This window comes from Klebsiella sp. OBRC7, assembly GCF_000293135.1.
Taxonomy (GTDB): Bacteria; Pseudomonadota; Gammaproteobacteria; order Enterobacterales; family Enterobacteriaceae; genus Klebsiella; species Klebsiella michiganensis.
Genome location: NZ_ALNJ01000024.1, coordinates 113,592 through 126,927 on the forward strand (window position 1 = coordinate 113,592; position 13,336 = coordinate 126,927).

The following is a 13,336-nucleotide window of genomic DNA, read 5'->3' on the forward strand; positions in this document are numbered from 1 at the left end:
ATAAACTGGTACGCTGAGTTAATATAATGTTAACAAAATGTTTGTTGATCAGGGGCTGTGATGACGACGAATAACTATTTCAGAGGTGATGCAGTGAAAAAGGTTTGGCTAAACCGTTATCCCGCGGACGTTCCTGCGGAGATAAACCCTGACCGCTATCAATCCCTGGTTGAACTGTTTGAACACGCCGTCCGCCGCTATGCCGATCAGCCGGCCTTTATCAACATGGGCGAGGTGATGACCTACCGTAAGCTGGAGGAGCGTAGTCGGGCGTTCGCCGCTTATCTACAGGAAGGGTTAGGCCTGCAAAAAGGCGACCGCGTCGCCCTGATGATGCCTAACCTGCTGCAGTATCCGGTGGCGCTGTTTGGTATCCTGCGCGCCGGCATGATCGTGGTGAACGTTAATCCGCTCTACACCCCGCGCGAACTGGAGCACCAGCTCAACGACAGCGGCGCCGCCGCCATTGTGATCGTTTCCAACTTCGCGCATACCCTGGAAAAGGTGGTTGATAAAACCCAGGTCAAGCACGTGATCTTAACCCGCATGGGCGATCAGCTTTCCACGGCGAAAGGGACGCTGGTTAACTTTGTGGTGAAGTACATCAAACGGCTGGTGCCAAAATATCATCTGCCGGACGCCATCTCGTTTCGCAGCGCGCTGCAGCACGGCTACCGTATGCAGTACATTAAGCCGGAAATCGTCTCTCAGGATCTCGCTTTTCTCCAGTACACCGGCGGGACCACCGGCGTGGCGAAGGGGGCGATGCTGACTCATCGTAATATGCTGGCGAACCTTGAGCAGGTCAACGGCACCTACGGGCCGCTGCTGCACCGCGGTAAAGAGCTGGTTGTTACCGCGCTACCGCTGTACCACATTTTTGCGCTGACTATGAACTGTCTGCTGTTTATAGAGCTGGGCGGGCAGAACCTGCTGATCACCAATCCGCGCGATATTCCAGGCCTGGTCAAAGAGCTGGCGAAATATCCCTTCACCGCGATGACCGGGGTCAACACCCTGTTTAACGCGCTGCTCAATAACAAAGAGTTTCAGCAGCTCGACTTCTCTTCACTGCATCTCTCCGCCGGCGGCGGAATGCCGGTACAGCAGGTGGTGGCGGAGCGCTGGGTTAAGCTGACCGGGCAATATCTGCTGGAAGGCTATGGCCTGACGGAGTGCGCGCCGCTGGTGAGCGTCAATCCGCACGATATTGACTATCACAGCGGCAGTATCGGCCTGCCGGTGCCCTCCACCGAAGCGAAGCTGGTGGATGATGACGATAATGAAGTCGCGCCGGGAGAACCGGGGGAGCTGTGCGTGAAAGGGCCACAGGTGATGCTGGGCTACTGGCAGCGTCCGGACGCGACCGCTGAAATTATCAAGGACGGCTGGCTGCATACCGGCGATATCGCGGTGATGGATGAAGAGGGCTTCCTGCGTATCGTCGATCGCAAAAAAGATATGATTCTTGTCTCGGGCTTCAACGTCTATCCGAATGAAATCGAGGATGTGGTGATGCAGCACGCCGGGGTTCAGGAAGTGGCCGCGGTCGGCGTGCCGTCCGGCAGCAGCGGTGAAGCGGTGAAGATTTTCGTGGTCAAGAAAGATCCGGCGCTGACGGAAGAGATGCTGATCGCTTTCTGCCGTCGCCAGCTAACCGGCTACAAGGTGCCGAAGCTGGTGGAGTTTCGCGATGAGCTGCCGAAATCCAACGTCGGGAAAATTTTACGTCGAGAACTGCGTGACGAAGCCCGCGCTAAAGTAGACAATAAAGCCTGAGCTAAGAGTGAATCGCCAGACGCCGGCTAAGCCGGCGTTTTTTATGGGCGCAAGTTAAGAGAGTATGATTTGAACTATCAGATGATCACCACCAACGATGGCCTTCGCGCCGTCTGCGACGCGGCAAGCGCGGTTTCCGCCATCGCGCTGGATACGGAATTTGTCCGTACTCGTACCTACTACCCGCAGCTCGGTCTGCTCCAGCTATTCGACGGCAGCCAGGTTTCGCTGATTGACCCGCTGGTCATCACCGACTGGGAACCGATGCGTGAACTGCTGCTGAATAAAGATGTGACCAAATTTCTGCACGCCGGCAGTGAAGATCTGGAAGTATTCCTCAATGCTTTTCATTTGATGCCGCAGCCGCTGATTGACACGCAAATTCTCGCCGCTTTTTGCGGCCGCCCGATGTCGTGGGGCTTTGCGTCGATGGTGGAAGAGTTTACCGGCGTGGCGCTGGATAAGAGCGAGTCCCGCACCGACTGGCTGGCGCGCCCGCTGACCGAACGCCAGTGCATTTATGCTGCCGCTGACGTCTGGTACCTGCTGCCGATTGCCGGAAAGCTGATGGCTGAAACCGACAGCGCAGGCTGGCTCTCCGCCGCCCTGGATGAATGTCAGCTGATGCAGCAGCGGCGTCAGGAGATTCAGGATCCCGCCGAGGCGTGGCGCGATATCGGTAATGCCTGGCAGCTGCGTACTCGTCAGCTGGGCTGCCTGCAGCTGCTGGCGGAGTGGCGTCTGCGCAAAGCGCGCGAGCGCGACCTGGCCGTTAACTTTGTGATCCGGGAAGAGCATTTGTGGAACGTGGCGCGCTATATGCCCACCAGCCTCGGGGAGCTTGACAGCCTCGGACTCTCGGGCAGCGAAATTCGTTTCCACGGCAAGACGCTGATCGGCCTCGTCGAGAAAGCGCAGGCGCTGCCGGAAGAGGCGCTGCCAGAGCCGCTGCAGAACCTGATCGACATGCCGGGCTACCGCAAGCTGTTTAAGGATATCAAAGCGCTTGTGCAGACCGTGAGCGCCGAGAAGGGCGTCAGCGCGGAGCTGCTGGCCTCAAGAAGACAGATTAACCAGCTGTTGAACTGGCACTGGGGGCTTAAAAACGGCAACGGGCAGCCTGAACTGGTTTCCGGCTGGCGCGGAGAATTGATGGCCGATCGCCTGAATGCGCTATTGAGCGACTACCCGCGCTAGCGCCGAACGGCATAATGAAAAACCGGCTTCGCACAGCGTTGCCGGTTTTTTTATACCTTCAGGCTCAGGACTTCGACTCTTCAGTTTCCGGCAGGGTCACGTTCAGCTCCAGAATCGAAATATCACCGTCCCTCTGCTCCAGCTGTACGCTGACCATTTCCGGGTCGATTTGCACATACTTGCAAATCACTTCGAGAATGTCTTTGCGCAGCTGCGGAAGATAGTGCGGTTCAGCGTCGCCGCGGCGGCGCTCCGCGACGATAATTTGCAGGCGCTCTTTCGCAATGTTGGCCGTGTTCTTTTTCCGCGAGAGAAAAAAGTCGAGTAATGCCATAATTTATCCTCCGAACAGGCGTTTGAGGAAACCTTTCTTCTCTTCTTCTACGAAGCGGAAAGGGCGTTCTTCTCCGAGCAGACGTTCAACGGTATCGGCATAGGCTTTACCCGCATCCGAGGCGTCATCCAGAATAACCGGTTCGCCCTGGTTAGACGCGCGCAGCACGGACTGATCTTCCGGAATCACGCCCACCAGATTGATGCGCAGAATTTCCAGCACGTCTTCCATGCTCAGCATGTCACCTTTGTTCACGCGGCCTGGGTTATAGCGCGTCAGCAGCAGATGCTCTTTAATCGGATCTTCGCCTCTTTCCGCGCGGCGGGATTTGGAGGCCAGAATGCCGAGGATACGGTCGGAGTCGCGAACGGAGGAGACTTCCGGGTTGGTGGTGATGATGGCTTCATCAGCGAAGTACAGCGCCATCAGCGCACCGGTTTCGATGCCTGCAGGGGAGTCACAGACGATAAAATCAAAATCCATTTTTTTCAGTTCTTCGAGAACTTTGTCTACGCCTTCGCGGGTCAGGGCGTCTTTGTCACGCGTCTGGGAGGCCGGAAGGATGTAGAGGTTCTCCGTGCGCTTGTCTTTAATCAGCGCCTGGTTCAACGTGGCATCGCCCTGGATGACGTTGACGAAGTCATAAACGACCCGGCGTTCACAGCCCATGATCAGATCGAGGTTACGCAGGCCGATGTCGAAGTCGATAACGACCGTTTTCTTTCCCTTCTGGGCCAAACCAGTAGCGATGGCCGCGCTGGAGGTGGTCTTGCCAACGCCTCCTTTACCCGAAGTCACAACAATAATGCGTGCCATAGAAATTCCTTGTTAAAAAGGGATTAATTCAACGATTGAATCGTCAAAGCGCTGTCGTCTAAACGTAGACGGGCCGCTTTGCCATAAAATTCGGCCGGAATGTTATCACTCAGCCAGTATTCCCCTGCGATGGAAACCAGTTCCGCCGAGAGGTTGCTGCAAAATATTTGGGCGTCTCTGTCGCCACCGGCGCCGGCAAGCGCACGTCCCCGCATCATGCCATATACATGGATATTACCATCGGCAATAAGTTCAGCCCCGGCACTCACATGGTTTGTAACAATTAGATCACAGTGTGGCGCATAAATACGCTGACCGGAACGTACCGGCTGATCGATTAAGCGCGTTTTTGTGATCTGATTAACAGCTGGCGGCGGGGCAACGGGTTCTGGCGCGGCCTGACGGGTAATTTTTTCTTTCCCTTCGGTTAATAAAGGGATCCCGGCGCGGTCAATTTCGGTTTTCAGCCGAGGAAGTTTACATCCGCTTACGCCCATAATACGCAGGCCGGTGGCCGCGATAGCCTCATGAAGAGGGCGCCAGTCGACGTCATCTTCAATGCTGCTGATATTCACCACCACGGGGGCATGACGTAAAAAGGCGGGAGCCTGGGCGATTTTGTCTTCTAACGCCTGACGAATAACCTCGGGATTTGCATCGTGCAAATGAATCACAGATAAGGTGAAGCTACTGCCCTTAAGTTCGATTGGCGTATTTGACATCCTGGCCTTACTCAATTTGCTGTTTATCACTCGCTGAAGTGCGGTGATATTCCGAAGACTAAAAGGCATGTTATAGTCACTCATATATAGAGGCAAGTGACCACAGGTCTAATTCCGAGTAAAACTATGTTTTGTGTGATCTATCGAAGTACTAAACGTGAGCAAACCTATTTATATGTCGAAAAAAAGGACGATTTCTCCCGCGTTCCTGACGAATTAATGTATAGCTTCGGTACGCCCAAACTGGCAATGATTTTACCGCTCGATGGGCGAAAAAAACTCATCCACGCCGATTTGGATAAAGTGAAACAGGCGCTGGCCGATCAGGGCTATTACCTTCAGCTCCCTCCTCCGTCTGAAAATTTACTCAAGAAACACCTGGCGGAACAGGGGAATAAATCTGATTAACCCATAGAGGGAAAACAATGTACCAACATCATAACTGGCAGGGTGCGCTACTGGATTATCCGGTAAGCAAAGTGGTGTGCGTGGGCAGCAACTACGCAAAACACATCAAGGAGATGGGCAGTGCGACGCCGGAAGAGCCGGTGCTGTTTATTAAACCTGAGACGGCGCTATGCGACATCCGCCAGCCGTTGGTGCTTCCTGAGGGGCTGGGGTCGGTGCATCATGAGGTTGAGCTGGCGGTGCTGATTGGCGGCACGCTGCGTCAGGCGACGGACGATCATGTGCTCAAAGCCATCGCCGGCTATGGCGTGGCGCTGGACCTCACCCTGCGCGATCTGCAGGGCAAAATGAAAAAAGCCGGGCAGCCGTGGGAAAAGGCGAAAGGCTTTGATAACTCCTGCCCGATTTCGGGGTTTATTCCCGCCGGCGAATTTCACGGCGACGCGCAGAATACGCCGCTGAGCCTGAAGGTAAACGGCGAGGTGCGCCAGCAGGGCACGACGGCCGACATGATTCATAAAATTGTGCCGTTGATCGCCTATATGTCGCGCTTCTTCACCCTGAAAGCCGGTGATGTGGTGCTGACCGGCACCCCGGAAGGCGTGGGGCCGCTTGCCAGCGGCGACGAGCTGGAAGTTGGTTTTAACGGGTTTTCGCTGACCACCCGCGTGCTGTAACGACCGCTTGCCGCCTTCTCCGGGCGGCAAAACTTGCATCGGCGTGCCAGACTGGTTATAAGGTGCACCCTGAACTGCAATGACGGACATCCCAATGAGCGAACAACCTTTCTGGCAACACAAAACACTGGATGAAATGAGCGATGCGGAGTGGGAATCACTTTGCGACGGCTGCGGACAGTGCTGCCTGCATAAGCTGATGGATGAGGATACCGACGAAATCTACTTCACCAACGTCGCCTGCCGTCAGCTTAATATCAAAACCTGCCAGTGCCGTAACTATGAGCGCCGTTTCGAATATGAACCGGACTGCATTAAGCTCACCCGCGACAATCTGCCTACGTTTGAATGGCTGCCGCCGACCTGCGCCTATCGTCTGCTGGCGGAAGGTCAACCGCTGCCGCACTGGCACCCGCTGTTAACCGGTTCGAAGGCGGCGATGCATGGCGAACGCATCTCCGTTCGCCATATTGCAGTGAAAGAATCCACGGTGGTTGACTGGCAGGATCATATTTTAAATAAACCAGACTGGGCGCAGTAGGCGCTCAGTTAGCCTTTCTTCGCGCGGAATAGCCCGCTTTCACCGTCGGCGTCATCTGCAACCCAAAAGTTAATATTGAACTGCGCGTCGTCGCTAAGCTCAATGCGGTGCCAGTACTGCGGCGGGCTGGTCGCGAACTGGCCGGCGTTGATAACGACCTTTGCTTCAGGCTCTGTCGCCTGTTCGTCGGCAAAACCATAATAGGTTACCGTACCTTCCATCACGCAAAGCTGGCCGAAAACACCCGCAGCGGTGTTGTGGTGCGTCAGCAGAGCGGCAGGGACGTTCTGTTTGGTAAAGAATGGGGTGGAGCGTTTTACCTTCCAGCTAGCGGGAATACGCAAATGAGACATCATGTGCTCCTTAGTTAACACCTGTAAGTTGCATTTAATATGCAACTTTATGTGACCGACGTCAACGTGCAGGCAAAAAAAACGCTCCCGGAGGAGCGCTTTATCAGCAATCGTTCTTAGCGGCCAAACAGATCGCGCTTTTTAGGTTTAAACGGCTGTGCAATAAGCACCAGCACGCCGACAACCAGATAGGCGGCGAAGATGCCGACCAGCCATTGCGGCATTTCCAGCGTCAGGAATTCCCACTGGCGCACGGAGCAGTCACCGGTTGCGACAAATACCTGAGGCAGCCATTTATCCAGCGGCAGCCACGTGGGAAAACGAGCGGCAAAATCGCAGGTCTGGAAGGGGGAAGGGTGAAGCTGAATCATGGTGTGTTCCCATGACAGCTGCAGTCCGCGCAGGGCGCTGTAGAGCCAGATAATAATCGCCACATAGCGCAGAGGCGATTTTGGCGCGATGGCGCCGACAATACCTGCCCCCATAATGCCAAAGAGCGCGCAGCGTTCGTAAATACACAGTACGCAGGGTTGCAGCAGCATGACGTGCTGGAACCACAAAGCAACCAATTCAAGAACAAACGCGGTAAGCGCCATCAGGAGCCAGGCACCGCGTCCCCTTGAGCACTGGTTTAAATATCGCAACATAATCATTTCCCTGGAACATGCTAAATCATGGCAGTGTAAACGAAAACCGAAGCGACGCCAGCAGCTAGTCTGAAAATATTACGTAAGCGAATATGGAATACCCGGATTTTTGATCCGGGTATTGCTTTTTATTTCAGCAGCTGAGGCGTCACCAGCCAACCCTGCTCCAGCATCCACTGGGTCGCCGGCATCAAGGTAAACTCGACGCATGCCAGGCCCACCAGAGTCAGGACGAGAGTATACGGCAGCGCCATCCACACCATACGGCCATAGGAGAGGCGAATCAGCGGGGCCAGCGCGGAGGTGAGCAGGAACAGAAACGCGGCCTGACCGTTCGGCGTGGCGACGGATGGCAGGTTAGTACCGGTATTAATGGCCACCGCCAGCAGCTCAAACTGCGGCAGGCCGATCGTCCCATGCTCCAGGGCCGCTTTCACTTCGTTGATGTACACGGTGCCGACGAAGACGTTATCCGAAATCGACGATAGCAGGCCGTTAAACAGATAGAACAGCGATAGCTGGGCGTGCGGCGAGGCCTGGAGAACAAATTCGATCACCGGGGCAAACAGGTGCTGATCGATGATCACCGCCACGACGGCAAAAAAGACCGTCAGCAGCGCGGTAAACGGCAGCGCTTCGGTAAACGCTTTGCCGATGGCATGTTCGTCGGTGACGCCGGAAAAAGTCGTTGCCAGAATGATGACCGACAGGCCAATCAGGCCGACTTCCGCCAGATGCAGCGCCAGCGCAACGATCAGCCAGAGGCCAATAACCCCCTGAGCGATAAGACGCAGGCGATCCTGACGGCTGCGGCTCTGACGGCTACGATCGTCGAAATCCTGTAGCACTTTGCGCACCGTAGGCGGCAGCGGTTCGCCGTAGCCAAACAGGCGGAATTTCTCCAGCAGCAGGCAGGTGAGCAGGCCGCATACCAGCACCGGTAAGCTTACCGGCAGCATGCGTATGAAGAATTCACCGAAGTGCCAGCCCGCGGCTTTGGCAATAATCAGGTTCTGCGGTTCTCCGACCATCGTCATTACGCCGCCGAGCGCGGTGCCGACCCCGGCGTGCATCATCAGGCTGCGCAAGAAGCCGCGAAACTGCTCCAGAACATCGCGATAGTGCTGCTCGATATGGCTGTCGTCGAGCATGTTGTCATCGTCCGGACGCGCCGAAGCGGCTTTGTGATAAATACCGTAGAAGCCAACGGCTACGCTGATCACGACGGCGACAACGGTCAACGCGTCGAGGAAAGCGGAGAGGAAAGCGGACGCGACGCAAAACGCCAGCGACAGCAGCATCTTGCTGCGAATGCCGAGCAGCAAACGGGTGAAGATGAACAGCAGCAGCTGCTTCATGAAGTAGATACCCGCCACCATAAACATCAGCAGCAGCAGGACTTCAAGATTACTGGCCACTTCTTCACGAATATGCCCGGGCGTGGTCATACCGATAAATACCGCTTCAATAGCCAGCAGACCGCCCGGCAGCAGCGGATAACATTTAAGCGCCATCGCCAGGGTGAAGATAAATTCGATAACCAGCAGCCATCCGGCAATAAACGGATGAAGATAAAAGACCAGCGGATTAACGATCAGGAAAATGATGAGGGTGAGTTTGTACCAGTCCGGGGACTGACCAAGAAAGTTGCGCCACAGGGCGCGGCCATACGACATTTCCACGACAGACATCCTTTCTCCGTCAAATTCTGAAACATGATTTTATGCGTAACTATACGCAAGATTACCAGTTGCGCAAAACGAGACGCAACTTTCTTCGCATCACGTTCTTTAGCCACAGAAAGTGTGAAATGAAAAGTTGAAAATGAAACGGCGATCCCTTTTTAATTACTTTCTGGCGCTATCTGCCTTATGGCCGCTCTGGTATGATGAGTCGAATAGCAACGCTGTGTAATGGAAATCTTATTATGGTCATTAAGGCGCAAAGCCCTGCGGGTTTCGCTGAAGAGTACATCATTGAAAGTATCTGGAATAACCGCTTCCCTCCTGGTTCAATTCTTCCCGCTGAACGTGAACTTTCTGAACTGATTGGTGTTACCCGTACAACCTTACGTGAAGTGTTGCAGCGTCTGGCCCGCGATGGCTGGTTAACCATTCAGCACGGTAAGCCTACCAAAGTGAACAACTTCTGGGAAACGTCAGGTCTGAATATTCTTGAAACCCTCGCGCGTCTCGATCACGACAGCGTTCCGCAGCTGATTGATAATCTACTGTCCGTGCGTACCAATATTTCGACTATTTTTATCCGCACCGCTTTCCGTCAGCACCCGGATAAGGCGCTGGAGGTTCTGGCGAGCGCGCGTGAAATTGAAGATCACGCCGATGCGTTTGCCGAGCTGGATTATAATATCTTCCGCGGTCTGGCCTTTGCTTCAGGTAACCCCATCTACGGCCTGATCCTCAACGGCATGAAAGGTCTGTACACCCGCATAGGTCGTCACTATTTTGCCAACCCGGAAGCGCGCAGCCTGGCGCTCGGTTTCTATCATCAGCTGGCGAAAGTATGTGAAGAAGGGCTTCATGAACAGGTTTATGAAATCGTTCGCCGCTACGGGCATGACAGCGGTGAGATTTGGCATCGTATGCAGAAGAATTTGCCGGGTGACCTGGCGATTAATATGCGCTAGACCCCGCCAACGAATAAACAACGCCCGGTGCTGTCACCGGGCGTTTTGCTTTTTTACGCGCTACAGCGGATTGGGCCGCGGCGGCGTGCGTTCCAGCAGCTCAACGCTACCATCGGCGTTTTGCTGTTCCAGAAGAACGTCAAATCCCCACAGGCGGTGGACGTGCTTCAGCACCTCGCGGCGGCCTTTATCCAGCGGCACGCGGTTGTGTGGCACGTAGCGCAGGGTGAGCGAACGGTCGCCGCGCAGGTCCACATTCCATACCTGAATGTTCGGCTCAAGGTTGCTCAGGTTGTACTGCGCTGAAAGCTTCGAACGAATCTCACGATATCCCTCTTCATTATGAATGGCGGATATTTCCAGATAGTTGTTGTGATCGTCATCGAGCACGGTAAAGAAGCGGAAATCGCGCATGATTTTCGGCGACAGGAACTGGCTGATAAAGCTTTCATCCTTGAAGTCGCGCATGGCGAAGTGCAGGGTTTCGAGCCAGTCGGATCCGGCAATATCCGGGAACCAGTACCTGTCCTCTTCCGTCGGCGACTGACAAATACGTTTGATATCCTGGAACATGGCGAAACCCAGCGCGTAGGGGTTAATGCCGCTGTACCACTGGCTGTTATAGGGCGGCTGGAACACCACGTTGGTGTGGCTGTGCAGAAACTCCAGCATAAAGCGCTCGGTGACTTTTCCTTCATCATAAAGATGATTCAGGATGGTGTAGTGCCAGAAGGTCGCCCAGCCTTCGTTCATCACCTGAGTCTGCTTCTGCGGATAAAAATACTGGCTGACCTTACGCACGATACGCAGGATCTCACGCTGCCATGGCTCCAGCAGGGGCGCGTTTTTCTCCATAAAGTAGAGCAGGTTTTCCTGCGGCTCAGAGGGATAACGGCGCGCCGCTTCAATGGTCTTTTCCTCTTCACGCTTCGGCAGGGTGCGCCACAGCATATTCACCTGACTTTGCAGATACTCTTCCCGGCTTTTTTGCCGCGCCTTTTCCTCCTGCAGCGAGATTTTCTGCGGGCGTTTATAGCGGTCAACGCCGTAGTTCATCAAGGCGTGGCAGGAGTCGAGCAGCTTCTCGACTTCATCAACGCCGTAGCGCTCTTCACATTCGGTGATGTATTTACGCGCGAAGATGAGATAGTCGATGATGGAACTGGCGTCGGTCCAGCTGCGAAAGAGGTAGTTATTTTTGAAAAACGAGTTGTGCCCGTAGCAGGCGTGCGCCATCACCAGCGCCTGCATAGTGATGGTGTTCTCTTCCATCAAATAGGCGATACAGGGGTTGGAGTTAATGACGATTTCATAGGCCAGCCCCTGTTGACCGTGCTTATAGGCCTGTTCGGTCTCAATGAATTTTTTACCAAACGACCAGTGCGGATAGTTAATCGGCATCCCGACGCTGGAGTAGGCATCCATCATCTGTTCGGAAGTAATGACTTCGATTTGGTGCGGATAGGTGTCAAGACGATACAGCTTCGCCACCCGATCGACTTCTGCCAGATAGGTCTCAAGTAGCTCAAAAGTCCAGTCGGGTCCATCGCTTAAACGGGTTGTGTCCTTGTTCATGGAATCAATCGTAGCCATTAGCGCGCCCTCGTTGTTGATGGTTCTCTCTGTACGGAAAACCTCTTAACAAGCATAGAACACGGCGCCGCAAACTGCGTGCATCCACATTTTCTTTTCTTCGCGATTTCACAATCTTAAAGGCGTTTTTTTACGGTTTAAACAGGATTTTATTCTGTAGAAAAATGAGGCGCAGCAGGAGATGGTAAACCGACGGGGGCAGCGCTGGCGCAGAACCCTGTGAGATAAGTCACCATAAATAAAGCGTATGTTGAATAATATTTTCATCTGAGTTATCAATTTGTAATCAGATGATTGTTCTTTAACGATTACGGAGCCGCTATGCGCGTCGTCATACTGGGAAGTGGGGTAGTTGGAGTCGCTAGCGCCTGGTACTTAAGCCAGGCAGGACATGAAGTGACGGTTATCGATCGTCAGCCGGGGCCGGCCGAAGAGACCAGCGCCGCTAACGCCGGGCAGATCTCTCCCGGCTACGCTGCGCCGTGGGCGGCGCCGGGCGTACCGTTGAAGGCGATTAAGTGGATGTTCCAGCGCCACGCGCCGCTGGCTATCGGGCTGGATGGCACGCCGTTCCAGCTGAAATGGATGTGGCAGATGCTGCGCAACTGCGACACTCGCCACTATATGGAAAACAAAGGGCGTATGGTGCGCCTGGCGGAGTACAGCCGCGACTGCCTGAAGGCGCTGCGCGAGAGCACAGGTATCCAGTATGAAGGCCGGCAGGGCGGCACGCTGCAGCTTTTCCGCACCGACAAGCAGTTCGAAAACGCGACCCGCGATATCGCGGTACTGCAGGAGGCGGGCGTGCCTTACCAGCTGCTGGAGGCAAACCGCCTGCTGGACGTTGAACCGGCGCTGGCGGAAGTTAGCCATAAACTGACGGGCGGTTTACGTTTACCTAATGATGAAACAGGCGACTGCCAGCTTTTCACCACGCGTCTGGCCCTGATGGCGGAACAGGCGGGCGTGACTTTCCGTTTTAATACACCGGTGGATGAACTGCTCTATGAAGGGGATCTCATTTCCGGTGTGAAGTGCGGCGCTGAAATCATCAAAGCCGACGCTTACGTGATGGCATTCGGTTCATATTCGACGGCCATGCTGAAAGGGCTGGTGGATATTCCGGTCTACCCGCTGAAAGGCTATTCGCTGACGATTCCGATCGCGGAAGAAGACGGCGCGCCGGTTTCGACTATCCTTGATGAAACCTACAAAATCGCCATCACCCGTTTCGACAGGCGTATTCGCGTTGGCGGAATGGCTGAAATTGTTGGATTTAATAAAGAACTGCTGCAGCCGCGGCGTGAAACCCTGGAGATGGTGGTGCGCGATCTGTTCCCGCGCGGCGGCCACGTTGAACAGGCAACCTTCTGGACCGGACTGCGTCCGATGACCCCGGACGGTACGCCGGTGGTGGGCCGCACGGCGTATAAAAATCTGTGGCTCAACACCGGACACGGCACGCTGGGATGGACCATGGCCTGCGGTTCAGGCCAGCTGATCAGCGATCTGATCTCCGGGCGTACGCCGGCGATCCCGTATGACGATCTTGCCGTCGCCCGCTACGGCCGCGGCTTTACGCCGGCCCGCGCTCAGCATCTGCATGGCGTTCACAATTAACA

General features: G+C 54.8%; 14 protein-coding genes. 7 read left to right on the top strand and 7 right to left on the bottom strand.

Features of this window, described 5'->3' with window-relative positions; genetic code table 11:
* Positions 1-93 precede the first annotated feature (93 nt).
* Together fadD and rnd are read left to right on the top strand one after the other, a co-directional pair.
* Entirely contained in the window at positions 94-1,779 is a 1,686-nt protein-coding gene (gene fadD, locus HMPREF1144_RS05160) for a long-chain-fatty-acid--CoA ligase FadD (RefSeq protein ID WP_014229806.1), read from the top strand.
* 81 nt (positions 1,780-1,860) lie between these two features.
* Complete coding sequence (gene rnd, locus HMPREF1144_RS05165) at positions 1,861-2,976, top strand: ribonuclease D (protein WP_004852003.1); 1,116 nt, start codon at positions 1,861-1,863, stop codon at positions 2,974-2,976.
* Positions 2,977-3,040: 64 nt separating this feature from the next.
* On the opposite strand, the gene minE is transcribed toward rnd, so the two are convergent.
* Genes minE through minC form a run of 3 tightly spaced genes read right to left on the bottom strand, consistent with a single transcriptional unit; the run spans position 3,041 to position 4,848 of the window.
* Positions 3,041-3,310 carry a cell division topological specificity factor MinE gene (minE, locus tag HMPREF1144_RS05170; RefSeq protein WP_002910902.1) on the bottom strand — a complete coding sequence of 90 codons (270 nt, stop codon included), beginning with the start codon at positions 3,308-3,310 and terminating at the stop codon, positions 3,041-3,043.
* Between the two features lie 3 nt (positions 3,311-3,313).
* Positions 3,314-4,126: a septum site-determining protein MinD gene (minD, locus tag HMPREF1144_RS05175; protein ID WP_004103267.1), complete on the bottom strand. Its 813-nt coding sequence runs from the start codon at positions 4,124-4,126 to the stop codon at positions 3,314-3,316.
* Between the two features lie 23 nt (positions 4,127-4,149).
* Complete coding sequence (minC, locus tag HMPREF1144_RS05180; RefSeq protein WP_004852000.1) at positions 4,150-4,848, bottom strand: septum site-determining protein MinC; 699 nt, start codon at positions 4,846-4,848, stop codon at positions 4,150-4,152.
* Between the two features lie 126 nt (positions 4,849-4,974).
* Between minC and HMPREF1144_RS05185 the strand changes: the two genes are divergently transcribed.
* From HMPREF1144_RS05185 to HMPREF1144_RS05195, 3 genes are all read left to right on the top strand, one after another.
* Positions 4,975-5,256, top strand: coding sequence for a YcgL domain-containing protein (locus tag HMPREF1144_RS05185; RefSeq protein WP_004138522.1), 282 nt, complete (start codon positions 4,975-4,977; stop codon positions 5,254-5,256).
* Positions 5,257-5,273: 17 nt separating this feature from the next.
* Entirely contained in the window at positions 5,274-5,933 is a 660-nt protein-coding gene (locus tag HMPREF1144_RS05190; protein WP_004851997.1) for a fumarylacetoacetate hydrolase family protein, read from the top strand.
* Between the two features lie 94 nt (positions 5,934-6,027).
* Complete coding sequence (locus tag HMPREF1144_RS05195) at positions 6,028-6,474, top strand: YcgN family cysteine cluster protein (protein WP_004851995.1); 447 nt, start codon at positions 6,028-6,030, stop codon at positions 6,472-6,474.
* Between the two features lie 8 nt (positions 6,475-6,482).
* On the opposite strand, the gene HMPREF1144_RS05200 is transcribed toward HMPREF1144_RS05195, so the two are convergent.
* From HMPREF1144_RS05200 to nhaB, 3 genes are all read right to left on the bottom strand, one after another.
* On the bottom strand, positions 6,483-6,827 hold the full coding sequence (locus HMPREF1144_RS05200) for a DUF1971 domain-containing protein (RefSeq protein ID WP_009651999.1): 345 nt from the start codon (positions 6,825-6,827) through the stop codon (positions 6,483-6,485).
* 116 nt (positions 6,828-6,943) lie between these two features.
* Positions 6,944-7,474, bottom strand: coding sequence for a disulfide bond formation protein DsbB (gene dsbB / locus HMPREF1144_RS05205; RefSeq protein ID WP_004851991.1), 531 nt, complete (start codon positions 7,472-7,474; stop codon positions 6,944-6,946).
* 128 nt (positions 7,475-7,602) lie between these two features.
* Positions 7,603-9,156: a sodium/proton antiporter NhaB gene (gene nhaB, locus HMPREF1144_RS05210; protein WP_009652052.1), complete on the bottom strand. Its 1,554-nt coding sequence runs from the start codon at positions 9,154-9,156 to the stop codon at positions 7,603-7,605.
* A gap of 245 nt (positions 9,157-9,401) precedes the next feature.
* Between nhaB and fadR the strand changes: the two genes are divergently transcribed.
* A complete protein-coding gene (gene fadR / locus HMPREF1144_RS05215) occupies positions 9,402-10,121 on the top strand; it encodes a fatty acid metabolism transcriptional regulator FadR (RefSeq protein WP_004851987.1) in 720 nt (239 codons plus the stop codon).
* Positions 10,122-10,181: 60 nt separating this feature from the next.
* On the opposite strand, the gene HMPREF1144_RS05220 is transcribed toward fadR, so the two are convergent.
* Positions 10,182-11,714, bottom strand: a complete 1,533-nt coding sequence (locus HMPREF1144_RS05220; protein WP_004138526.1) for a SpoVR family protein — start codon at positions 11,712-11,714, stop codon at positions 10,182-10,184.
* A 321-nt stretch (positions 11,715-12,035) separates the two neighbouring features.
* Between HMPREF1144_RS05220 and HMPREF1144_RS05225 the strand changes: the two genes are divergently transcribed.
* Positions 12,036-13,334, top strand: a complete 1,299-nt coding sequence (locus HMPREF1144_RS05225; protein ID WP_004851984.1) for a D-amino acid dehydrogenase — start codon at positions 12,036-12,038, stop codon at positions 13,332-13,334.
* Positions 13,335-13,336 lie beyond the last annotated feature (2 nt).